The organism is Neobacillus niacini (genome assembly GCF_036961885.1).
Taxonomy (GTDB): domain Bacteria; phylum Bacillota; class Bacilli; order Bacillales; family Cytobacillaceae; genus Neobacillus; species Neobacillus niacini_H.
The window spans coordinates 223,254-246,384 of record NZ_JBALNQ010000029.1; the positions used below are offsets into that span (position 1 = coordinate 223,254).

30 protein-coding genes are annotated in these 23,131 nt (G+C 38.6%); 23 read left to right on the forward strand and 7 right to left on the reverse strand.

The features are described 5' to 3' along the window. The first annotated feature begins 5 nt into the window (after positions 1-5). The 7 genes from V7124_RS14180 to V7124_RS14210 all read left to right on the forward strand — a co-directional run bounded on the left by V7124_RS14180 (position 6) and on the right by V7124_RS14210 (position 6,876). Positions 6-698, forward strand: coding sequence for a CoA transferase subunit A (locus V7124_RS14180; RefSeq protein ID WP_335490073.1), 693 nt, complete (start codon positions 6-8; stop codon positions 696-698). Continuing rightward, positions 683-1,348 (forward strand): 3-oxoacid CoA-transferase subunit B, encoded by a 666-nt coding sequence (locus V7124_RS14185; protein ID WP_335490075.1) that lies wholly within the window; start codon positions 683-685, stop codon positions 1,346-1,348. Before V7124_RS14180 ends, V7124_RS14185 begins: the two co-directional genes overlap by 16 nt. Before the next feature lie 34 nt (positions 1,349-1,382). Then, on the forward strand, positions 1,383-2,651 hold the full coding sequence (locus tag V7124_RS14190) for a peptidase (protein ID WP_335490078.1): 1,269 nt from the start codon (positions 1,383-1,385) through the stop codon (positions 2,649-2,651). 80 nt (positions 2,652-2,731) lie between these two features. After that, complete coding sequence (ablB, locus tag V7124_RS14195; RefSeq protein ID WP_335408239.1) at positions 2,732-3,589, forward strand: putative beta-lysine N-acetyltransferase; 858 nt, start codon at positions 2,732-2,734, stop codon at positions 3,587-3,589. Between the two features lie 55 nt (positions 3,590-3,644). After that, entirely contained in the window at positions 3,645-5,030 is a 1,386-nt protein-coding gene (locus V7124_RS14200) for a sigma-54 interaction domain-containing protein (RefSeq protein ID WP_335490080.1), read from the forward strand. Between the two features lie 123 nt (positions 5,031-5,153). Next, entirely contained in the window at positions 5,154-6,584 is a 1,431-nt protein-coding gene (gene ablA, locus V7124_RS14205) for a lysine 2,3-aminomutase (RefSeq protein ID WP_335490083.1), read from the forward strand. Next, positions 6,577-6,876, forward strand: a complete 300-nt coding sequence (locus V7124_RS14210) for a YokU family protein (protein ID WP_335490086.1) — start codon at positions 6,577-6,579, stop codon at positions 6,874-6,876. Before ablA ends, V7124_RS14210 begins: the two co-directional genes overlap by 8 nt. 36 nt (positions 6,877-6,912) lie before the next feature. On the opposite strand, the gene V7124_RS14215 is transcribed toward V7124_RS14210, so the two are convergent. Continuing rightward, positions 6,913-8,016 carry an AI-2E family transporter gene (locus tag V7124_RS14215; protein WP_335408231.1) on the reverse strand — a complete coding sequence of 368 codons (1,104 nt, stop codon included), beginning with the start codon at positions 8,014-8,016 and terminating at the stop codon, positions 6,913-6,915. Between the two features lie 163 nt (positions 8,017-8,179). Between V7124_RS14215 and V7124_RS14220 the strand changes: the two genes are divergently transcribed. Together V7124_RS14220 and V7124_RS14225 are read left to right on the forward strand one after the other, a co-directional pair. Then, positions 8,180-8,398 carry a YozE family protein gene (locus V7124_RS14220; protein WP_335408385.1) on the forward strand — a complete coding sequence of 73 codons (219 nt, stop codon included), beginning with the start codon at positions 8,180-8,182 and terminating at the stop codon, positions 8,396-8,398. Positions 8,399-8,539: 141 nt separating this feature from the next. Further along, positions 8,540-9,238, forward strand: a complete 699-nt coding sequence (locus V7124_RS14225; RefSeq protein ID WP_420489476.1) for a hypothetical protein — start codon at positions 8,540-8,542, stop codon at positions 9,236-9,238. A 3-nt stretch (positions 9,239-9,241) separates the two neighbouring features. Here the strand turns inward: V7124_RS14225 and V7124_RS14230 are convergent, their stop codons facing one another. Beyond that, on the reverse strand, positions 9,242-9,409 hold the full coding sequence (locus V7124_RS14230) for a hypothetical protein (protein ID WP_335408227.1): 168 nt from the start codon (positions 9,407-9,409) through the stop codon (positions 9,242-9,244). Between the two features lie 177 nt (positions 9,410-9,586). Between V7124_RS14230 and V7124_RS14235 the strand changes: the two genes are divergently transcribed. From V7124_RS14235 to V7124_RS14245, 3 genes are all read left to right on the forward strand, one after another. Next, entirely contained in the window at positions 9,587-9,760 is a 174-nt protein-coding gene (locus tag V7124_RS14235; protein WP_081954691.1) for a YozD family protein, read from the forward strand. 231 nt (positions 9,761-9,991) lie between these two features. After that, entirely contained in the window at positions 9,992-10,762 is a 771-nt protein-coding gene (locus V7124_RS14240; protein WP_335408222.1) for a sporulation protein, read from the forward strand. A gap of 344 nt (positions 10,763-11,106) precedes the next feature. Beyond that, positions 11,107-11,415, forward strand: coding sequence for a YodL domain-containing protein (locus V7124_RS14245; RefSeq protein ID WP_335408221.1), 309 nt, complete (start codon positions 11,107-11,109; stop codon positions 11,413-11,415). Between the two features lie 40 nt (positions 11,416-11,455). Here V7124_RS14245 and V7124_RS14250 read toward each other — a convergent pair whose 3' ends face one another. Beyond that, complete coding sequence (locus V7124_RS14250) at positions 11,456-11,590, reverse strand: hypothetical protein (RefSeq protein ID WP_335408219.1); 135 nt, start codon at positions 11,588-11,590, stop codon at positions 11,456-11,458. Between the two features lie 159 nt (positions 11,591-11,749). Between V7124_RS14250 and deoD the strand changes: the two genes are divergently transcribed. The 5 genes from deoD (at position 11,750) to V7124_RS14275 (ending at position 16,889) form a co-directional block, all read left to right on the forward strand. Next, entirely contained in the window at positions 11,750-12,454 is a 705-nt protein-coding gene (gene deoD, locus V7124_RS14255) for a purine-nucleoside phosphorylase (RefSeq protein WP_335408217.1), read from the forward strand. Between the two features lie 107 nt (positions 12,455-12,561). After that, complete coding sequence (locus V7124_RS14260; protein WP_335490089.1) at positions 12,562-13,371, forward strand: M15 family metallopeptidase; 810 nt, start codon at positions 12,562-12,564, stop codon at positions 13,369-13,371. Positions 13,372-13,488: 117 nt separating this feature from the next. Further along, complete coding sequence (locus V7124_RS14265) at positions 13,489-14,991, forward strand: S41 family peptidase (protein ID WP_335490092.1); 1,503 nt, start codon at positions 13,489-13,491, stop codon at positions 14,989-14,991. A 71-nt stretch (positions 14,992-15,062) separates the two neighbouring features. Next, positions 15,063-16,007, forward strand: coding sequence for a CobW family GTP-binding protein (locus tag V7124_RS14270; RefSeq protein ID WP_335490095.1), 945 nt, complete (start codon positions 15,063-15,065; stop codon positions 16,005-16,007). A 60-nt stretch (positions 16,008-16,067) separates the two neighbouring features. Next, a complete protein-coding gene (locus tag V7124_RS14275) occupies positions 16,068-16,889 on the forward strand; it encodes a hypothetical protein (protein WP_335490098.1) in 822 nt (273 codons plus the stop codon). Positions 16,890-16,919: 30 nt separating this feature from the next. On the opposite strand, the gene V7124_RS14280 is transcribed toward V7124_RS14275, so the two are convergent. Further along, positions 16,920-17,162, reverse strand: coding sequence for a DNA alkylation repair protein (locus tag V7124_RS14280; protein WP_335490101.1), 243 nt, complete (start codon positions 17,160-17,162; stop codon positions 16,920-16,922). Between the two features lie 124 nt (positions 17,163-17,286). Here V7124_RS14280 and V7124_RS14285 point away from each other — a divergent pair, with 124 nt between their 5' ends. Beyond that, positions 17,287-17,757, forward strand: coding sequence for a FixH family protein (locus V7124_RS14285; protein ID WP_335490106.1), 471 nt, complete (start codon positions 17,287-17,289; stop codon positions 17,755-17,757). A 22-nt stretch (positions 17,758-17,779) separates the two neighbouring features. On the opposite strand, the gene V7124_RS14290 is transcribed toward V7124_RS14285, so the two are convergent. Further along, the gene (locus V7124_RS14290; protein WP_335490109.1) at positions 17,780-18,232 is read right to left on the reverse strand and encodes an Hsp20/alpha crystallin family protein; all 453 of its coding nucleotides are present in this window, start codon (positions 18,230-18,232) and stop codon (positions 17,780-17,782) included. A gap of 162 nt (positions 18,233-18,394) precedes the next feature. On the opposite strand from V7124_RS14290, the gene V7124_RS14295 reads away from it, so the two are divergent. Then, on the forward strand, positions 18,395-18,553 hold the full coding sequence (locus V7124_RS14295) for a hypothetical protein (protein ID WP_335408202.1): 159 nt from the start codon (positions 18,395-18,397) through the stop codon (positions 18,551-18,553). Positions 18,554-18,611: 58 nt separating this feature from the next. Here the strand turns inward: V7124_RS14295 and V7124_RS14300 are convergent, their stop codons facing one another. Together V7124_RS14300 and V7124_RS14305 are read right to left on the reverse strand one after the other, a co-directional pair. Continuing rightward, entirely contained in the window at positions 18,612-19,172 is a 561-nt protein-coding gene (locus tag V7124_RS14300; RefSeq protein WP_335408200.1) for a GNAT family N-acetyltransferase, read from the reverse strand. Between the two features lie 314 nt (positions 19,173-19,486). Continuing rightward, on the reverse strand, positions 19,487-20,608 hold the full coding sequence (locus tag V7124_RS14305) for an amidohydrolase (protein ID WP_335408198.1): 1,122 nt from the start codon (positions 20,606-20,608) through the stop codon (positions 19,487-19,489). 174 nt (positions 20,609-20,782) lie between these two features. On the opposite strand from V7124_RS14305, the gene V7124_RS14310 reads away from it, so the two are divergent. The 4 genes from V7124_RS14310 (at position 20,783) to V7124_RS14325 (ending at position 23,098) form a co-directional block, all read left to right on the forward strand. After that, on the forward strand, positions 20,783-21,106 hold the full coding sequence (locus tag V7124_RS14310) for a DUF4870 domain-containing protein (RefSeq protein WP_335408196.1): 324 nt from the start codon (positions 20,783-20,785) through the stop codon (positions 21,104-21,106). Between the two features lie 107 nt (positions 21,107-21,213). After that, the gene (locus tag V7124_RS14315; protein ID WP_335408194.1) at positions 21,214-21,414 is read left to right on the forward strand and encodes a PLD nuclease N-terminal domain-containing protein; all 201 of its coding nucleotides are present in this window, start codon (positions 21,214-21,216) and stop codon (positions 21,412-21,414) included. Further along, complete coding sequence (locus tag V7124_RS14320) at positions 21,414-22,322, forward strand: ABC transporter ATP-binding protein (protein ID WP_335490112.1); 909 nt, start codon at positions 21,414-21,416, stop codon at positions 22,320-22,322. The genes V7124_RS14315 and V7124_RS14320 overlap by 1 nt, the downstream gene beginning before the upstream one ends. Beyond that, a complete protein-coding gene (locus V7124_RS14325; protein ID WP_335490115.1) occupies positions 22,319-23,098 on the forward strand; it encodes an ABC transporter permease in 780 nt (259 codons plus the stop codon). Before V7124_RS14320 ends, V7124_RS14325 begins: the two co-directional genes overlap by 4 nt. The last annotated feature ends 33 nt before the right edge of the window (positions 23,099-23,131 follow it).

The following is a 23,131-nucleotide window of genomic DNA, read 5'->3' on the forward strand; positions in this document are numbered from 1 at the left end:
TATGGATGGAAAATCCTTTTGGGAAAATTACAACCTTAGAGATGGTTTTAGACTTATTTTATGATGGGATGACATTAATGTTTGGGGGATTTGGCGGTGTAGGTTCCCCGCCAACCCTCATCGATGGAATTCTCGAAAAAGGAGTCCGGAATTTGACGTTGATTGGGAATGACACCGGATTTCCTCATATTGGTATTGGGAAACTAGTTAGTCAGGAAAGGGCCATTAAGGTGGTTGCTTCACATATTGGTTCTAATCCCATTGCCGGCAAGCTTATGCATGAAGGCAAGCTTGAAGTGGAATTTTCGCCACAAGGGATACTAGCTGAACGGATTCGTGCTGGCGGTGTCGGTCTCCCCGCGATTCTATCAGATATAGGAATTGCTAATGAATTAGTTTCGAAGAATAAGCCGCACTTTCTCCTCAATGGTACCGACTACCTTATTGAAACAGCCTTAACAGCAGATGTTTCCATTGTATATGCTAAAAAAGCTGACCCCTACGGAAATTTAATCTATGATAAAAGCGCTCGGAATACGAATCCACTTGTTGCTATGGCAGGGGATATCACGATTGCAGAGGTAGAGAAAATCGTCCCTTTGGGTAGCCTCGGCCCAGATGAGATTATCACCCCTGGTGTGTTCGTTGATCATATCATCCCTTCGAAGGGAGTGAACTGGAAATGGGCTTGGGAGTAGACTTTCGCAACAGAATAGCAAGAAGAGCATCAGAAGAAATTTACAATGGAATGGTGGTCAACCTTGGTATTGGTATTCCATCTTTGGTTCCTAATCATTTACCAAAAGACATGATGGTCATGTTCCATGCTGAAAATGGGATAACCGGTATGGGAGCAACTCCTGAGAAAGGGCAGGAAGATGAGAATCTCTGTAATGCTGGTGGTTTTCCAGTCACCTTGAACCAAGGGGGTTCTTACTGTGATAGTGCGATTTCTTTTGGAATGATCCGTAGAGGCAGGGTTGATATCACGATTTTGGGATCGCTGCAAGTGAGTCAGCAGGGGGACTTGGCCAACTGGATCGTTCCTGGGAAAAAGGTTCCTGGTATGGGTGGTGCGATGGAGCTGGCTCAGAAAGCGAAAAAAGTAATTGTATTAATGAATCATTGTGATAAGGCAGGTAATCCCAAAATTGTTACGAACTGCACGTTACCGTTAACTTCCTCCGCCTGTGTTGACATGATTATAACCGAGTTAGCGATTTTCACGGTAACGACAGAGGGATTACGGTTAACAGAGCTGTTTGAACCCTATGATTTGCGTGATGTTATCAACAAAACAGATTGTGAGTTTACGATAAGCGATAATGTCCGAAAGATAATCTATTAATCTCAACCATTTTTCTAAAGAGGGAGTGAATTTGTTGAGTAACCAGGAAGAAGCGATCAAACAATGGCTGAAGGACAATCGTGCGAGAGGAACAAGATTTTTACAAATACTCGTCCAGGAAAATAGTATCAGAGGTAATGAGAGCAGTGCACAGGCAGTCATTATCGAAAAGTGCCGGCAGTTAGGATTGAATCTTGATATTTGGGAAATCGATAGGGATGAAATCAAGAACCATGAGGCGTTCTGCTGTGATCGGGACAGCTTTGAAGGGAATCCAAATGTCGTTGCCGTGTTAAAAGGGGCTGGCGGCGGAAAATCAATCATTCTAAATGGCCATATCGATGTTGTTCCTGTGGGTGATGAGAAGAACTGGACACACGACCCTTTTAGTGGTCAAATTGAGTGCGGAAAACTATACGGACGTGGGAGCACAGATATGAAAGGGGGAACAGCCGCACTAATCATGGCAATCGAGTCTTTAATAGCAACGGGGACGAAGCTTAAAGGGGATGTTATTTTTCAAAGTGTAATCGAAGAAGAGAGCGGTGGCGCCGGTACACTTGCAGCGGTATTAAGAGGCTATCATGCAGACGGAGCAATCATCCCTGAACCTACTGGTATGAAAATCTTTCCAAAGCAGCAAGGTTCCATGTGGTTTAGAGTTCGTGTGAAGGGAAGGGCAGCTCACGGCGGCACTCGATATGAGGGAGTTAGTGCCATCGAAAAAGCAGTTGTAGTGATACAAAAGCTGCAACAATTAGAAAAGAATCGCAATATTAAAATCACCGATCCATTATTTAATAATATTCCCATTCCAATCCCGATAAATATTGGAAAAATAAACGGTGGTGAATGGCCGTCCTCCGTTCCAGATTTGGTTGTAATCGAAGGAAGAATGGGTGTTTCACCAGAAGAAACGATTACAGCTGCTCAAGCGGAAATGGCCGCGGTTCTAAATGAACTCAATGTGCAGGATAAGTGGTTCCAAGCTAATCCGCTTGAGATTGAATGGTTTGGGGGGAGATGGCTTCCAGGTAATCTTGAAGTGGACCATCCATTAATGAAGATACTTTCAAATAGTTTTGAAAAAGTAAAGGGTGAAGCACCGGTCATTGAAGCAAGTCCGTGGGGGACCGATGGCGGAATTCTATCAAACATCGGGAATACACCAGTCGTTGTTTTTGGACCGGGTATTACAGCTGCTGCACATGATGCGGACGAACACATTATTCTTGAGGATTTGTTTGCAGCCAGCAAGATTATTGCGTTAACGATACTGAAATGGTGTGAAGTGTGTGATTAGATCCACTATAAGTATGGAAAGAAAAAAATGTCTGGCTGTTTTCCAGTCAGGCATTTTTTTCAAGGGAAAGGAGACTGTAAATGTTGAACCAAACTGCCTCCATCATATATATAGAAGAAAGTAACTTCTTCCTAGAAGTTTATCTGGACCCCTTTAATAAAAGAATACGAGTAGATGATTACCGTGGCAATACGAAGTTTGTCCTAGAAAAAGCAGAAGAGCTCGCCCGCCAGCATCAAGCAGAAAAGTTAATCATGAAAGCACGAACCGAGGATAATTTACAAATCTATGAACGAGGGCTGCAGCCTGAAGCTGTTGTTGACCGGTATTTTCTCGGTTCGGACGCTCATTTTTATTCGAAGTTTTATACCGTGGAACGAAAGAAAAATGATCATTGGATTACCGAAGATGGGATGATTCAAAGTATCTATCAATTAGACATAGCAAGCGGGAAACCGTTTCCGCCAAAGGAGTATGAATTAAAGAAGGCGGATAAAACATGCGCAGAGGAGCTTGCTGGCTTGTACCGTCAAGTGTTTCAAATTTATCCCACTCCATTAAATGAACCTGAATATGTAAAAAAAACAATGGAAGAAGGGACTATTTACTATGTTTACTTTCATCAGGGGAAAATCGTCAGTGCTGCATCGGCAGAAGTAAATTCTTTTTATAAAAATGCAGAATTAACGGATTGCGCTACCTTAAAGGAACATCGGAAATATGGGTTGATGAAAATAATCCTCCGTGAGCTTGAGGGGGAACTGAAAAGGCTAGGTATTTATTGCGCTTACTCGATTGCCAGAAGTTTATCCTTTGGAATGAATGCGGTGTTGTTTCAACTAGGATATAAATATCGGGGTCGATTAATGAATAATTGCTACATCTATGACAAGCTAGAAAATATGAATATGTGGGTAAAGAATCTGGCAGCCTGCTAAAAATCCAGCAATAGGTGCCGAATTTTTGGCATGACAAAAAGAGGTGAAATAAGAGATGGTCCAACTAAATGTGCTAACGCAGGAAGTTCTTTCAGCCATTTTAAAAACCATTGATGAAGGCATCCATGTGGTCAATACAGAAGGAAGAACGATTTTTTATAATGAGGTAGCGGCACGGCATGATGGCATGGATGTAAAGGAAGTACAGGGTAAGTATCTTTTGGATGCCTTTCCCTCTTTATCAAAAAATTCTAGCACCCTGCTCCGGGTGATTAAATCAGGCAAGCCGATTTATAATCAAACACAGGTTTATGTAAATATTCATGGATCACGCATAGATACCATAAATACGACACTTCCGATTTTTTTAGATAAAGAGATTATTGGTGCGGTTGAGATAGCCAAAGATTATTCGCGGATGAAGCAATTAGCTGAAAGCCTATTAGATTTACAAAAAAATGTGAGTAAAGGCACAAAAAAAAAGGTGCCCAAAAACGTTACCTACACGCTAGATGACTTAAAGAGTGTTAATCAGGTTTTCATCAGCATGAAGGACGAGGCTAGAAAGCTGGCTAAATCAGATTCACCGATTCTTGTATACGGAGAAAGCGGGACGGGAAAAGAATTGTTTGTGCAAGGAATTCATCATGCTTCCCATCGTGGAGATGGTCCGTTTATTGCCCAAAACTGTGCAGCCATTCCAGAAACACTGCTCGAAAGTATCCTTTTTGGCACCGCGAAAGGGAGCTATACGGGTGCTGTTGAGAGAAAAGGACTGTTGGAACTGGCCGATGGTGGGACGCTGTTTCTCGATGAACTTCATACGATGCCGATTGAGCTCCAGGCTAAGTTATTACGAGTTTTAGAGGATGGGTTGGTTCGAAGGGTTGGTAGTGCGCAAAATATTTCTGTTGATGTTCGTGTGATCGCTGCTATGAATATCCACCCAAATCATGCGGTTGAAAACCAAAAGCTTCGCTCTGACTTGTACTATCGCCTCAATGTGTTTACCTTTTCGCTGCTGCCGATTCGGGAACGAAAAGAGGATATCGTATTTTTGACGGAGTACTTTATTCGATTTTTTAATAAGAAATTACAAAAAGCAGTAAAAGGACTCGATCAGAAAGTAGCAAGTTTTTTTATGAGTCATCCATGGCCAGGAAATGTCAGGGAACTAAAACATACCATTGAGTATATGATGAACGTGTGTGCTGATGACGTACTTCAAATGAATGATTTGCCAATAATGATGCGTCAGCAGGCTGTTAGTAATGGAAATAGTGATAAGAGTCTTTCCTTAAGAAAAAATGTAGAAGCGCTTGAAAGTCAAATCATTGCCGATGCACTTGCTATGTCAAATGGAAATATCAATCAAGCGGCCAAGCTGTTGGAGATTCCTAGACAAACCCTGCAATATAAACTTAAAAAGAACAGGGAATAGCTGCCGATTTATCGGCGTTTTTTTTTTGCGTACCGAATAAAAATGATAACCTTACCTGGACTATCTGCAATGGCATAATTCTTGCATAATATTTAGGTAATGCGGGGTAAGGAGGAATTTTACATGAAACAGACATTATACAAGCCGAGTAGGCATTGGAAAGATATAGAGCTATGGAAAGATGTAACGGAAGAGCAGTGGAATGATTGGCTCTGGCAGCTTACGAACACCATTCGCACTCTGGATGATTTAAAAAAGGTGATAAATTTAACTCCAGATGAAGAAGAAGGAGTTCGAATCTCAACAAAAACCATTCCCTTAAATATAACACCATATTATGCTTCGCTCATGAACCCTGATGATCCACGTTGCCCAATACGGATGCAGTCTGTCCCCATTTCTAAAGAAATCCATAAAACCAAATATGATCTTGAAGACCCATTGTATGAAGATGAAGACTCCCCAGTTCCTGGATTAACACACCGTTATCCAGATCGAGTACTTTTTCTCGTTACCAATCAATGTTCGATGTATTGCCGTTACTGTACAAGGAGACGTTTTTCAGGCCAAATTGGTATGGGGGTACCGAAGAAACAGTTAGATGCAGCCATTGGTTATATACGTCAAACTCCACAGGTACGGGATGTGTTAATTTCTGGGGGTGATGGGCTGCTCATTAATGATACGATCCTTGAATATATCTTAAAAAATCTCCGAGAAATCGACCATGTTGAAATTATTCGAATCGGAACAAGAGCACCAGTTGTATTTCCACAAAGAATTACCGAAAACCTCTGTAATATATTTAAAAAATATCACCCTATTTGGTTGAATACGCATTTTAATACATCCATTGAAATAACCGAGGAATCAAAAAAGGCCTGTGAAATGCTGGCGAATTCAGGCGTCCCAGTCGGAAATCAATCAGTTATCCTAGCCGGGATCAACGACAGTGTGCCGATTATGAAAAAGCTTATGCATGACCTTGTGAAAATTCGTGTTCGTCCTTATTATATTTATCAATGTGACCTTTCTGAAGGCATCGGCCATTTCCGGGCACCTGTTTCGAAGGGGCTTGAAATTATCGAAGGCTTGCGTGGTCATACGAGTGGCTATGCGGTACCAACTTTTGTGTTAGATGGACCGGGCGGTGGCGGGAAAATCGCGCTTCAGCCGAATTACTTAATTTCTCAAAGTCCTGAAAAAGTTGTCCTTCGGAATTTTGAAGGAGTGATTACTTCTTATCCAGAACCAGAGAATTACAACCCTGGCACTGCGGAGGGGTACTTTAAAGAGGTTTATCCTGATATGGAGGAAAAACGCTCAACTATTGGCGTTGCAGGAATCATGAATGACCAGCACTTTAATCTTGTGCCTGAGGGTTTAACACGATTAAATCGTCGTAAAGAATATCATCAGGATCCAAAGCATGCCTCACTTAAAGATAAACGAGGCAAGCGTGATGAGTTGAAGGAAAAGAAATTCCAGGCCCTACAGAACAAACCGTCCACTGTTAAAAATGGTCCAGATGCAAATCCAGAATCTAATGAATAGAGGGATGAATATGGGATTAAGCTGTGAGTGGTGTGGCAGTGAGGCGAAAAACGGTGAGAATAATGTCTATTGGGAGCTCCCAGACGGCACTAGAGCCATTCAGATTACAGAAGCCCCTGCTGTAGTTTGTGATACGTGTGGGATGGAATATCAAACAGATGAGGTAACGAAAGAAATTGAAGATCAATTATTTTTAGTAGATACAAAGAAAATTCCTAAAACTCTCAGCTATCAAGAGTTAATGGCACTTCCGAGGCTGTTGAAAAGAAATTATTTTGATTTTTCATCTTAAAATAATCCCCCTATCTGCTGATAGGGGGTTAATTGTTTATTCAGTTTGGATAGGGCTTGCTGCATTTTTTCTGGCCCGGAGAAATTTAACTAAATTTAATACAATCGTCTTCATTACCGCGTAGAAGGGGATTGCCAACACCATCCCAAGAACTCCTGCCAAATTTCCAGCAGCTAGTAAGATAATGATAATTGTTGCTGGATGTGTGTCCAAGCTTTTTCCTAGAATCAGCGGAGATAACACATTCCCTTCAATTTGCTGTGCAATAAGGATAACCACAACGACTAACAATGCTTTGGTAGGAGAATCAAATAAAGCCACGATGACCGCTGGTGCTCCACCAAGAATGGGACCGATATAAGGAATAATGTTGGTAAAGGCTACGATTAAGGCCATGACAAGTGCAAAGGGTAAGTCAATGATCAGGTAACCAATAAATGCCAGCGTTCCAACTGCTAATGCAACCGTAACTTGGCCCTGAATATAGGCTGATAGCGTGTCACCAGTCTCTTTTAAAATAGAAAGTCCTTCTTCTCTGTATGCATTCGGAAGAAATTTGGAAAGTGCAGCCGGAAACCTGTGACCATCTTTAAACATATAAAATAATAAAAATGGGACGGTGACGAGTACAATGGCAATATTGGTAATTACACCAAGAATATTGGTGATACTCCCAGTAATCGTGTTTGGGAGCGTATTAGCAAATTCAATCATTCTTTCTTGAACGGTCTCAAGGATATCCTTTTGTTCGTCCATTATCCATTTGAATTCAGAGGATTTAAAAATCTTATCAAAAAATTCCATCGTCTTGTCTGCATAAACCGGGAGTTCATTGGCTAGAGCGGTAAATTGTTTTGTTATCGCTGGTACTAAATTTCCGATCGCAAATACACAAATGCCGATAAATACAACATAAATAATGATGATCGATAAGAGTCTTGGCACCTTACGACGTTGCAGGAAATCAACAACAGGATTAAGTAAAAAATATAAAAAGCCTGTAATCAGAATGGGGAAAAAGATGGTTGAAAAAAAGATTCCGATTGGCTCAAATAAAAAGGAAATTTTAGTTGAGACCCAAATGATGGTTAAAATTAACAGGATCTGTATTAACCAGTATTGTAATTTTTTCTTTGGCAATGTAGGTACCTCTATTTCTAAATATATTTGGTAAAATTATATCAATTATAACTAAATTATACCAACATTCTTTAGGCGGGTTTTCAAATAAGACCCTAGACGTAGAAACATGCTTCCGTTATAGTATTTTTATCAAAACCAGAAAAGGCAGGCGCTACATATGATTAAATCATTTTATCACTTTTTAATGAAGTATAGGCACCCGGAACCTAAGGACGCTATCAGTGTGTTTGCGAATGATGCCTTTTTAGACCATAGCTTCCCAAAAACATCTGAAAATTACCATGCGATCAGTTCCTATCTAGAATTAAACGGTCACTACTTACAGTCAATGACAATCTTTGATGAAGCCTGGGAGCTTTATGTACTCTCGGAAAGTTAATGAAAATTTTATAAAATTCCTTTAAATCGTCTTATGCAAAAAGAGGCGATTTTTCTTTTTCTCCGTTGTGCGCGATACATAATGTGGTGCATATACTATTGTAATCAAAATTCACGGCTCATCATTGAGAGGATGGAGGATATGAATAGAAGGAACATACCGAAGTATAAGGTCGGTGATACGGTCGTGATAACGATGTATGGTACAGTTGGTAAAATAACAGATGTTAAGCTTCTAGACGGCAATTATGTATACGAAGTGAATAATAGTGATGGTCTTTTTGTTGAATCGGGACTTCAACTCCTTTCCGAATATGAAGGGGACTTGGTGGAACAAGAACAAATAGATATTGAATATAAATTCTTTTTTGGAGATTTAATTCAGGTTGCTGGATATGGTACGGATTTGTTTAAGATTGTTGGGTTTCGTACAGAAATTTGGCGCTACAAAGAAGATGCATGGGAAGATGTGATCTACGAACTTTCGCGAATTAGTGATGGGGAATGGCTAGAAGCGGGTGAAGAGGAAATGACACTTGTCGCTGATGCTGAGAGTGCGGATACATTTATTCAAAAATTAGGACTCCTCTACTTAGTTAATAATGAAGAAAAACAGCAGATAGCAGTGTCAAAAACACAAAACCTGATTAAAAAAGCAGAACTTGACGCAATCGAGCGGAAAAAGGAAAAGAAACAATTAATCGATAATTTACTCGATATCTACAATGATTACAAAATATTATATAAAATGTTCCACGATCAGGAGTATTTTCAAGTAATGCGTGTCATTCTAAGGAAATTGAAAAGTGTCGTAAATGACGATGGTAAAAGCCATGTCTAGCTTCTACCACTTGGATATCGTCCATAACAAATAAGTCACCAAAGGAATTCCGCCCCATTTTATTAGAAAAAATAGGCTGTTAGTTATCTTCTCAAAGGCTGTGATAATTTTTCCATCCTCCTGATTCACATCATCAAGAATAGCTTCAAATTTTGCTTGTAGATTTGACATACTATCACCTCATCGTTCATTTTATTCATCCTATGCTTGTCCAAAGAAAAAAAGACTTAATTATTCTTTTATTTTGTTCTCTATGTTTAAGCTGTAGAATATTTACCGATTCTTCTAGAAGTTAATAGCATGAAAGAGCATAATTCATCATACATTCTGTAAAAAGGGGGCGATGCTGTGAGAGAAATTGAAGTGTTTATTGATACGGAAGAGATTGCTGAATTTTTCTTTCATGAGCTGGTAAAAAGAGGATACGTTCCTACGGAAGAAGAGTTGGAAGAAATCGCTGACATTACCTTCGAGTATCTCATCGAGAAAAGTATTATCGACGAGGAAGTAGAAGATGAATAGGTAAAATACCACGATACTTATTTCTTCTTTTAAATAAAATGTAACGAAAGACGAGCATTTGATTCTGCTCGCTTTTTGTTGTGAAAATTTTTTTGATATTTTGCTTGGATTGGTGAAACTTAAGCTTTTCTTTCACGTATTAAGAATGACAAATTGAATCCTGTTATGAGGATTGCGTAGAAGTAAAGTCAAATATAGAAAATTTATTGGAAAAATAGGGAGGAAATGATCATGTCTTTTTTTGACAAAGTATTTGCTAGTGTAGGGATTGGATCAGCTGCGGTTGACACCAAGCTAGAGAGAGATTCATATATGCCAGGTGAAACCGTTAAAGGTGTAGTAGAAATAAGAGGAGGAAAAGTAGAACAGCAAGTAGATGATATTTATTTAACATTAAATACTACCTATTTAAAAGAATCAGATGATAAAAAGTATAATGTAACAGCTGCTATCGATCGTTTCCGAATTACAAGTCCATTTGTTATTGGCAAAAATGAACGAAAAGAAATTCCGTTTTCCTTCCAGCTTCCACTAGACACACCGCTCTCAATCGGTAGGTCAAAAATTTGGGTAACGACAGGCTTAGATATTAAAAATGCGGTTGATCCTGGTGATAAAGACTATCTTCAGGTTATTCCAAACCAATTAATGAATGCTGTATTACATGCCGTCGACAGTCTTGGATTCCGTCTGCGTGAAGCGGATTGTGAACAAGCACCACGCCATTTACGCGGACGCTTGCCATTTGTTCAAGAATTTGAATATGTTCCGACTTCTGGTCCGTTTCGTGGAAGATTAGACGAACTAGAATTAGTATTCCGTCCAGCAGGAAATGGTGGTTTAGAATTATTGTTACAGGTTGATCGCCGCGCTCGAGGATTGGGTGGTTTATTTGCCGAAGCTGCTGGTATGGACGAAACAAACGTAAGATTAACTGTAACGAATGCAGATATTCCTAACTTACAACAGCAAATTCATAGCGTTATTCAAAGATTTTCTTAAAAAATAAGGAAGAATTTTTGAACTTAGTTTACTGTCCAGCGCAAGCGGCCCTAACGGCTAGTGTCCTTCGCTCTCCGCCCTACGATAAGTCAACATCGAATCGCCTCCGGCTCTTCGTGTTTCCTTTATCTCAGTTGGAGCGCTCCACAAGGAACGCTCCGGCAGCATAGACTTCGCACGAAGAAAAAGCGTTAGCTTTTTCGAGGAGGCCATACGCCGCTGACCAGGGCGCTTCCGCTTTTTTTTTTATCGACAAAAAAAGACGGTTTTCATAGAAGGATTCTACAACGTCCATCTCTAATTATTAAAGTAATAACTTTTATTTTAATGATTGGAGGGATAAGATGATCAAAGCGATAACCAAGAGAGGCAGTATTCAATATGATGTGACAATCTTTCAAACTCCAAAGTACAGAGAATACAAAGGATACAAACCCATTTATCGTACCTTTATTCCTGCTGGAAGTCATGAAAGTTGTTTAGAGAATACCTTTAGCCTTTTCAATGTAACCGATCGAATACCATCGAATTATCAAGGCAGATTTCTTTCCACCGGTGATATCATATTGATTGATGAAGGCCGCGGGGGACAGCATTACTATCAGCTGAAACCTGGTGGCTGGCAGCCGATAAATCGAATCCAAATAAGATGAATAAAAACCTAAGGAATCCATCCTTAGGTTTTTTATCGTCTTATCCTCTTTTCTTTCTTCCGCCAGCCGCACTATTTTCTTTTTCATGAGCCTCATGTTCTGCTGCGATGGCCTCGGCTGGAATATGATTATTTTTCTTTGGTCGATTTGTTTGTGCTCTATGCTTTTTTCCCATAATGTTATGAACCTCCTTTGGATAATCTAAAAATAGCTTCCCACAAATGAAAAATTTCATGACCTTTTCAGTGAAAGGTTTTTCAATCGAAAATGGTTATGATATATTGACTAGTGTGAAGGGAAAGACTTCACTTTAATTGATTGGAGGATTTTTAAAATGAGTGTACATATTGGTGCGAAGGAAAATGAAATTGCAGAGACAGTATTACTTCCTGGGGACCCGCTAAGGGCTAAATATATTGCAGAAACTTTTTTAGAGGATGCAAAATGCTATAACGAAGTAAGAAACATGTTTGGATACACTGGTACGTACAAAGGGAAAAGAATTTCTGTCCAAGGAACTGGAATGGGTGTTCCATCCATCTCCATCTATGTCAATGAATTAATGAACAGCTACAACGTCCAAAATCTTATTCGTGTAGGCACTTGCGGTGCCATTCAAAAGGATGTAAAAGTTCGTGATGTCATTTTGGCAATGACAAGTTCAACGGATTCGAACATGAATCGTCTTACGTTTGGCGGTGTTGACTTTGCTCCATGTGCAAACTTTGATTTACTTAAAAGGGCTTATGATGCAGGAATAGAAAAGGGTCTCAATTTAAAAGTTGGGAATATCTTCACAGCAGACTCGTTCTATAATGATAATGCTGACCTAGAGAAATGGGCAAAGTACCAAATCCTTGCTATCGAAATGGAAACGACTGCTTTATATACGTTAGCTGCCAAATTCAACCGCAGAGCACTATCGGTATTGACAGTAAGTGACCATATTTTAACAGGTGAGGAAACAACTGCTGAAGAACGACAATTAACATTTAACGATATGATTGAAGTGGCATTGGAAGCAGCAACAAAAGAATAATAGTGATTTAACCTCTTTCATGATGTGAAAGAGGTTTTCTAATTGACGATTTTGGGAAAAATAGATATAGTGCAAAAAGGAAGAAGAAAGATAGATAGGTGAGAATAATGGGTTGGAAAAATTTATTATTGATTGGTACAATGACCATTCTAGTTAGCGGATGCAGTCAAATAAATTCACTTTTAAACAAGCTGCCATTCATAGCGGATGATTCTAGTAATAACAACAAGAACCAACAAACGAAGGATGATGACTCTCCTATAAATGACCCACTTAGTTTAGAATCCATTTTTTTCAATGAAATAAAGGAAGTAGACGGTAAAAATGTGATTCAAAATTCTGCAAATGTCATGGCTTTGGTAAACAAAGAATTTTACCTGCCAGCAGATTACATTCCTGGAGATCTCGTTAGACCAAATGTTGCGTTTTCTTTTGGTGATGTGGAAACTGAAAAGAGCTTGCTGAGAAAGGAAGCTGCTCTAGCCTTAGAGAAAATGTTCTCCGAAGCTGCTACTAATGGAATAGAACTGTATGCCATTTCTGGTTACCGCTCTTTTAGCCGACAACAATCGTTGTTTAATGCTGAAATTGACAGAGTAGGAATTGAAAAGGCAGAGCAGGCTGTAGCAATCCCAGGTGCAAGTGAGCATCAATCCGGGCTAGCAATGGATATTTCAAGCCAATCGAATAAGTTTTATCTAAATGAAGCTTTTGAAAATACCCCAGAAGGTAAATGGCTTAAAGATCAAGCTCATCGCTTTGGATTTGTTCTGCGATACCCAAAAGAGAAAATAGACATTACCAATTATATGTATGAGCCTTGGCATTACCGTTATGTAGGGGTGAAAGCTGCAACGATTATGTACAAGCATAACTGGACGTTAGAGGAATATTTTAATGAAGTTAAGAAAATGTAGATAGTGATTTGCCGGCACGCCTGCCATGGATGTGCCGCTTTTATTTTATTGTTATTTTTTCAGAAAAGATGTTATTCTAATCACTAAGGGCTATTTCTACATATTATTTTTTGAACAATGAAAGTGGTGAAGGTGAAGACAATGGATGAACAAAATGTTGAGCAAGAAAATCTTGAACAAGCACATGAAACGGATAAAAAATCTGGGTATATACAAATTAAGAAATTTCATTTTATATTGATTGTGTTTTTCCTTGTAATCCTGTCTACAGGAATAACTGGGTTTGCCCTATCATTCGGTGATGAGAAAGTCATAACTGTTGGTACTGACAGGGCAGAATTTGATAAACTTTACACGGCCTATGATACACTTAAAAGTGGATATTATGAAAAGCTTGACGAGAAAAAACTGATCAATGGGGCGATTGATGGAATGGTGAAAGCCCTTGACGATCCTTATACAGACTATATGAGCCTGGAGGAAGCAGCACAATTCCATAGCTCCATTGACTCATCCTTCCAAGGAATTGGTGCTGAAATTCAAGAAAAAGACGGACATATTATGATTGTTTCTCCTATTAAAGGATCTCCTGCTGAAAAAGCTGGGTTGAAACCGAATGATATCATTATGTCGGTAGATGGAAAAAGTATCCAGGGGATGAAATCAACAGAAGCTGTAGCACTTATTCGTGGTAAAAAAGGAACAAAGGTCGAATTGACTATCCAACGACCTGGAACGGACGCACCGGTGAAGGTTCCGATTATCCGTGATGATATTCCGATTGAAACCGTTTATGGAGAGATGGTTGGCGAGGGAATCGCTAAGGTGCAAATTACTAGTTTTTCAAAAAATACACCGAAAGAACTTACAGACAAGTTAAATGAACTTCAGAAACAGGGAATGCAAGGGTTAGTTTTGGATTTGCGCCAAAACCCAGGTGGATTATTGGATGAAGCCATTAACATTTCCAGTTTGTTTGTTCCAAAAGGGAAACTGATCTTAAAAGTAGAAGACAGGAATGGAAAGATAAAGGAATATCCTTCACAAAATGATGGAAATCCCGATTTTCCTTTGGTCGTGTTAATTGATAAAGGTAGTGCAAGTGCTTCTGAAATACTTGCAGGCGCTGTAAGTGAATCTGCAGGGGTAAAGCTAGTAGGTGAGAATTCCTTTGGTAAAGGAACAGTCCAAACCGCCAAGGATTTCCCTGATAACTCAAATATCAAATTTACAACAGCTAAATGGCTGACACCAAATGGAAATTGGATTCATAAAAAAGGAATCAAGCCAGACTTTGAAGTGCCGCTTCCTTCATATGCAACATTACCGATTATTAATCCTGAAAAAGAACTTAAGCTATCAAGCTCATCAGCTGAGGTTGAAACGGCACAGAAAATGTTAAAAGCAATCGGTTATGACCCAGGCCGTGAGGACGGATTCTTTGATGAGAAAACACAAGAGGCGGTTAGCAACTTTCAAACAGCCAATAATCTTCCTGCTGACGGAGTGTTAAAAGGAGAGTCTACTTTTAAACTAATGGAGAAAATCAGGGAATTGATAGAAACAAATGATACCCAGCTTCAAAAAGCAATTGAAGTCTTAAAAGAAGAAATGAAATAAGGAAGAAGCCTGAAACCTAGTGGTTCAGGCTTTTTTTCCACGTGTATTATCAAAGGAAAGAGGTAGAAAAAATGGTCAATACCGAAGTTTATATATTATCAGGATTTTTAGGAAGTGGAAAAACGACCCTTTTGAAACGCTTACTCGAAAATGAACGGTTATTAGGCAGAAAAACGGCTGTGATGATGAATGAGTTAGGAAAGGTCTCAATTGATTCTGATGTCGCACGTGATGAAGAGGTTTCTTTAAAGGAACTATTAGGCGGCTGTATCTGCTGTTCGATACAGGACAAGCTTGAGGCACAGCTGCAGGGTCTACTTTTAAATGAAAAACCAGAGGTAATTTACATTGAAACCACTGGTGCAGCACATCCTGTTGAAGTCCTTGACGCCATCCTCTCGCCAAACTTTGCCGATCAATTTACAATCAAAGGGATTGTAACGACAGTAGATGGGTTAAGATGGAGAGATCGCAAGGCGCTCAGTCCACAGCTGCAGCAATTACTACTTGAGCAGGTCAGACATGCTGACTTTATTCTTATTAATAAAATGGATGAGCTATCAGCATCCGAACAAGCCAAAATAATTTTCGAAATACAGGGTATCAATGCCATGGCCCGCTGTTTGTTAACGAATTACTCACAAGTTTCCCTTGATGAATTAAGAAAACTTACTTTATCATTTTTAAAACAATCGAATTCAAATTCTACTCAGAAAGCACTTAATTTAACTACTTTTGTCTATCAATTCCAGGGACCTATTAGCCATTCTGAGTTTGAAGATTTCTTGAAGGGGTTATCTGAGAAAATTTACCGAGTCAAAGGTTATATTAAATTTGATGATTCATCAAAGCCATATCTATTTCAATATTCGTATGGAATGCCTTTTTACATGAAGGAAGAGATGAATTTACCACTCAATTTAGTGTTTATTGGCGAAAGTATCAAGTGGTCAGAGATCGAGGGAAAACTAAAAAAACTTGAGCTGGAATTCAAAAAACAAAGAGAACGTGAATGAACATTTCCTCTTCTGGTAACTCTTTTAATGTAGTTATTTTACATTATAGAGGAGGATTAGATGAAGGAGAAAGCCGTTTTATTCATGATTATTCTTTTCCTCCTTACTGGTCAGGGGATTCAAGCTTCCACCAATATAAGTTACAAAATAGAAATGCTTCCATGGGAAGAAGTTAATAATCTTTTGCCAAAGTATTCAAAGTTTACGGTTCTGGATATTGAAACGGGGAAGCGGTTTAAAGTCCAAAGACGTGCGGGCAGTCATCATGCTGATGTTCAGCCGTTGACCACAAAGGATACAAAAATTATGAAAAAAATCTATGGCGGCAAATGGAGTTGGAAACGTCGGGCTATCGTCGTGATTAGTAGAGACCAATGGATAGCTGGTTCAATGCATGGCATGCCGCATGGAGGCGGAGCATTAAAAAATAATTTTCCTGGCCATTTTTGTATCCATTTTTACGGGAGTACAACCCATCGCACAAATTCAATGGATCTATCCCACATGCTAATGATTTATAGGGCCTCTGGAAGACTGGAGGAATACTTGAGCAAAGCATCACCCTATGAGACAGTAGAAGCTTATATCGCTGCTTTAAAGCAGCAGGATACCCATATTTCCTCATCAATCTCGTTACAAAAGCAGAACTGGAAACCTATTTTAGGAAAAATTGAAAATGTTAGAATAACGCGGATGCCGATTTTACCTGCGGAAGATTTAACAAAGGAAATAAGTATGGAGGTACCAATTGAAATCGACTGGTTCATTAAAAATAGAGGTCGACAAAACTATCGGGGGAAAATCCATTTAATCCGTTTTTCAACTATGGATGCATGGAAGGTAGATGCAGACTTGTTTTTAAAAGAAAATGACCTTAAATGAAAAACACCTTACGCATAAGGTGTTTTTGTCTTATACCTGTTCGCCAAATTTAATAAAGGTTCTTTCGTCTTCTATTAAGCCGCAAACAGCACATTGAATTCGATAGTCAGGACCATTATAAGGAATATGAAACGGCTCCAAATCATTTTCACCGTATTCTTTAACCACTTCACCGGATTGAGGGTCAAGTTTTACAGATTGGGAAACTTGTTGAATGACATTAAAACGGCTCCGATTTGTTTTGCAATTAGGACATTTATATGGGGTTGTCATAAATTTCTCCTTTCATGCTATTGTTAAAATCTATTTTTTGCAATAATGTTAAAAAGTATGTAACAATGCATGTGAGGATATGGAAGATTACGTTTGTCGATTAAATAATGAAGGAGGAAGAAGCATGAAAAAATTCGTGGTAGTAAGTTTAGCTATGTTAACCTTATTGTTCATCAGTGCTTGCAATAATAATAGCAAGGATAATAACGGCGATAATTTACCTGAGTTTGTAGATGTTAAATTGACTATAAGTCCTGAAAATGGACAAGTAAATGAACCAATTATTATTGAAGCCAAGGTAACGCAGGGAGACGAAAATGTTGAGGATGCTGACAGTGTATCCTTTGAAATTTGGCGCTCAAAGGACGAAGTACACGAGAAAGTCGAAGTTAAACATGCTGAAAATGGAATCTATCGGTTGGAAAGATCATTTAACCAAGAAGGAACTTATTACATTATTTCCCATGTATCCGCTAGAGACATGCACAATATGCCTAAGAAAGAATTCATTATTGGTACGGCCAGTGAACCAGAAGATCCAAAGGAAGCAAAAGATTCGATGGAAATGGATATGGAAGGGCATGAAACAAAATAGACAGCTGGAAAATGCTGTCTTTTTATAATTCTGAAACATCGATTTGGGAATATTGGACGTCGTACGACTTAATTAATTTAATTTCTAGGATCCCATCTTGATATTTAGCAGATGACCCTTTCTTTTTTACCATTGCTGGCAGCATAATAGAATGACTTATATCCAGTTCGGGGTAATGTTCCACCTTCAACTGATTGGCCGTATGATAAATCTGAAGGCCTTTAAGCATTGTCTCATCCTTAATGGGTATTCTAATAAATACAGAATCATGTGTTTCAAAAGTGGTTGAGTTTAATGTGTTTGCCTGTTGAGCAGGTTGGGAGCGATAACTATCTTGAGGATTACTCGTACCAGATTGAGCTGACATTACATTTCCCATAATGTCTTTGATAAATTTATCGATATTTTCTGGGTTCATATGCTCCAGTTTACTCTTCATATCTTTATTAAAAGGAAATAAATTCCACGGGAACATCATTCCCCCACCTTTCAGCTAACCCTCATTGGGCATTAATACCTTATACTATGCTCAATAGCTAATTTGCGTTATTAGTAAACATATAAATTACATAGAATGAATTGTGTTCCTTTTGTGAATAATAGATGTAGAGCATCATCTATGAAAGGAGCAAAGAAGATGAGTTTTAATATAAATCGAATTAACCCAAACCAAACTCAAGTGTTTTTTCATGATGGTCGTTTTGAAACGCTAACAAACGAGGAACTAGAAGAATTTTTGCTCCATATGGGTATTAGTGAGGTTAATTCTGGAATGGAACAGGATATTACGGATTAATAAAATATTTCTTTTAAAACAAAAAAAGCAATCGGCAGCTTTGATCTGCCGGTTGCTTTTATGCTTCTAATAGATGAGAAGGTTCTTCTTGTGGAGCACCATTTCTCATTAGGTAGAAGGAATATTGGTCTTTTGGTATTTCATATAAATCGTACACATCACCATTAGCATTTAACTGTTCGTATAGTGATTTTCTGGTTTCATTTGCTTTCACAACATAAGGTAGTTTTTCGGCAGCCTTAATAGACCGGATATTTACCTTACGAATTCTCATAAAGATGGTTTCAATGCCCATGTTGTAAAAAACTTCCTGAAAAAATGCGTCCTTAGCAGGGCTGTTATAACCTTTGCCATGATATGGCTTTCCAAGCCATGTACCTAAAAATCCAGCATTATCTTCAATATCAAAAAGATTAATGGTTCCGATAGGCGCGCCCCATTCATCAAGAATCGTTCTTGAAATACATTCACCGCGCTCTTCGGCTTCAATCGTTTGTTTGGTCATGAATATGAATTCTTCATAAGAAGCACATTTTTGACGCACAAAAGGAAAGACATCTGGATGCGACATTAAATCAAATAATACATGGCTGTCATGAAGATCTCGTTTCTTAAGCATAGAATTTCCCTCCACTGGGCAATCCGATCCCATAACTAAAGAAGCGGCCCACCCTCGAAATTTTTTATTCAGATTAACTAAAAAATTTCGGGGTGGGAATCGAACCCACTAGAACCAGGTATTACTGGTGGCGCACCATTTGCCTTCCCTATATCATTTTTTTTGTTGATGAAATATAATGTGAATTTCCCCCTAAATTTTTCAGGCATATTTCGGCTTCACTTTAAGTATCATACAAGAAAAAATAAAAAAAATAAATAGGTTTTTTGTTAACTTTTTGTAATTATTTATTAGCAAATTTCAACAAATTTCTACTATTCCGAGAAAACGATTTCCCCACCAATCATCGTCCATTTTGGTTTAGCCAAATAATGAAAAGGATGGTGACTCCATAGCACTAAATCTGCATCTTTTCCTGCTTCAATACTTCCGATTTTTTGATCTAACCTGAGGTTCCTTGCAGGTAAAATCGTGATTCCTTCTAATGCTTTTTGTTCTGAGAGACCTTCGCGCAGGGCTAAGGCAGCACATATATTTAAATATTGAATCGGGGTATATGGGTGATCGGTCGTAATCGATACTTCGACACCTTTATTTGTAAGCTCCTGATATGTTTTCCAAGTCTTATTTTTTAGTTCGATTTTTGATCTTCGGGTTAAGGTCGGACCAACTGAAACTTTTAAATTCATGCCGGCTAACTCGCTGGCAATTAGATGTCCTTCAGTACAATGCTCAATTCTTAAATCAAGGTTAAATTCCTCCGCTAGTCGTAACGCCGTTATAATGTCGTCCGCACGGTGAGCGTGTATTCTGACTGGAATTTCTCTTTTTAAAGCCATTACAAGTGGAGCAACCCTTAGATCTTCCGGAGTATCTGAATGGAAGGCTTTATAAAATGCTTCCCTCAGCATTCCCATAATCCCCATTCGTGTAATCGAGTCATTATTGCCCTGACTGTGAATTCTTTTCGGATTTTCCCCTAACGCGATCTTCAAGCCGGCAATATCCTGGACAATCATTTTTTTAACGTTTTTACCGGTTGTTTTGATTACTGAAGTGGTGCCTCCAATAACATTCGCACTTCCAGGCATGACATGTGCGGTTGTAATTCCGCTTTTAATCGCATCAGAGAAAGCGGGATCTAATGGATAAACACCATCAATAGCTCTTATATGTGGAGTCATGGCTTCAGCCGTCTCATTGGCATCATTACCAGCCCAGCCAGTTCCTTCATCATATAGGCCAAGGTGAGTATGGACATCAATAAATCCTGGTAAAAGATACTGATGATTGCAGTCGATGATTTGTACATTTGGTTCGGTTAGAATTTTTTTACCTACTTTTATTATTTTTCCATTTTCAATTAACACTTCACCGTTTCGAATGGGTACAGATGTAATAGGGTAAACGATTGCGTTTATTAACAGTATTTTCATGGTAATTAAACCTTCCTACACAGTTGTAATAGTGTTTTTATCATTTTATCAACTGGACCTGACGATGTGTTAGTAAAATTAGTGATTTTCGAAAAAAATGATGAAACCTTTTATAGAGAGCAACGTAGATATTAGGAAAGATAGAAAAAATTTTTCCGTTGGGGGAATAATAAAATGATAAAAAGTGAAGAAAGAGCTCTTGCTGCTATACTCTATGTTGTTAGTCTTTTTTTTCCAATTATCGGACCACTCGTAATTTGGTTATTAAAGAAGGATGAGTCTTCATATATCAATTATCATGGCAGAGAATATTTTAACTTTTTCATTTCGTACACGGTTTATTCAGTTATAAGCGGGATCTTGGTGTTCCTAATTGTTGGTATTTTCTTATTATGGATTTTAGGAATTATGGCCTTAGTGTTTACCATCATCGCAGCTGTTAAAGCATATGAAGGATCTGAATATCGATTCCCACTGATTTTCAGAGTAATTAAATAAGATTTCCACCGTTCAAAACCCAGCAAAAAAAAATTTTGCTGGGTTTTGAACGTTTTTATAATCCAAACGTCATATCCATATAGAAAGCAAATCAAGGGGGAATTGACATGGAATTTTTAGAAAGTATTAACTGGGGACTGGTTGCGCCATTGTTAATAATTCAGCTCATTTTATTAATTGTTTCACTTGTAGATTTATCCAGAATTGAAAAAACCAATGGTCCAAAGCTGCTTTGGGTGTTTATTATTATTTTTGTAAACATTCTTGGTCCGATTCTTTATTTTGTTATTGGAAGGAGAAATCATTAATGTCTCTCATCCAAATTCAAGGATTAAAAAAGAGTTTCCAAGGCAATGAGGTCATAAAGGGGCTGGACTTTAAGCTAGAAAAGGGCAAATGCATTGCCCTTTTAGGTCCAAATGGAGCTGGGAAGACAACAACACTTCGAATGCTTTCAGGACTAATGAAACCAACAAGAGGGACTATCACCTTTAGTGATGCTAAAAAGGACGGGGATATTCGTCACTTAATTGGTTACTTGCCACAATTTCCGGTTTTTTATGATTGGATGTCAGGATTGGAATTCCTTCAATATGTGGGCGAACTCGCTGGACTAACGGGTAAAGAAGCGAAGTCACGTTCATTAGAACTGTTAGAGCTTGTTGGAATTAGTGATGCGAAGAATCGTCGAGTAGGCAAATACTCAGGAGGAATGAAGCAAAGGCTTGGAATTGCTCAGGCGATTATTCACCGTCCACAGCTTGTTATGCTCGATGAGCCAGTTTCTGCATTAGATCCTTTTGGCAGAAGGGAAGTACTAGAACTTCTAGAGGGTTTGAAAAAGGAGACAACGATACTTTTCTCCACTCATATTCTAAATGATGCTGAGGAAGTTTGTGATGAAATCTTATTTTTACATAATGGAGAAATTGTTGAATCGGGAACGATGGAGGATTTGCGAGAGCGGCACCAGCAGGCAAAGATAGATTTGGTTTTCCGGAAAAAAACAGGCGAGATTGTCAATGTATTGAATAATCATGCGTTAACACTATCAATCTTAGAAGAGGGAAATAGAATTAGCGTATTTGTAAAGGATATTGAGCTTGCTAGAAAAGAATTTTTAAAACTAATAGCTGATAAAAACTGGCATCTCGAAAAATTTGAGATCAGCAGTATGACCCTTGAAGATGTATTTATGAAGGTGGTGGGGAAATGAGGCAGTGGCTGACGCTTTTTCAAAAAGAGATTCTCGAAATGTGGAGAAATTTTAAATGGATTTGGGTGCCAATTACCTTCATATTATTAGGAGTATCCGAACCTTTAACAAGTTATTATATGAAGGATATTCTTGATTCTTTAGGAGGACTGCCTGACGGAGCGGTCATTGATATCCCGGTTCCAACCGCAGGTGCTGTATTAGCTTCCGGCCTTAGCCAATATTCGACCATTGGAGTGTTAATCATTGTACTTGGTACCATGGGAACGATTGCTGGTGAAAGAAAAAGTGGAGTCGCAGCCATGATTCTTGTCAAACCGGTTTCCTATTTTTCCTATGTCACTTCTAAATGGGCAGGAAGTCTTTTGTTAGTGTGGATATCATTATTTATCGGATATCTATCAACCTGGTATTATACTGGTCAATTATTTGATTGGGTTCCTATCGGTGAATTTTTCCAATCATATGTTTTGTACGGTTTATGGCTGACAGTGGTCTTAACTGTAACGATATTCTTTAGTGCCTCTCTATTAGCACCAGGAATGGCAGGGTTTATCTCGTTAGCACTTGCTCTAGTAGTCAGTATCATTAGCGGGGCACTTTCTCATTTATTAGAATGGAGTCCGTCGCAGTTAACAGGTTATGCGAGTGCGCTGCTGGCAGCGGGGGAACTACCAAATGATACACTAGCAGCAAGTTTATTGGCCATTTTAATCATTGCGATTCTTCTATGGTTAAGTGTAGTTATTTTTAAGAAAAAAGAGCTTGCCTCTTAATTTGAAGAAGCCATAAGTGGCTTCTTTATTTTG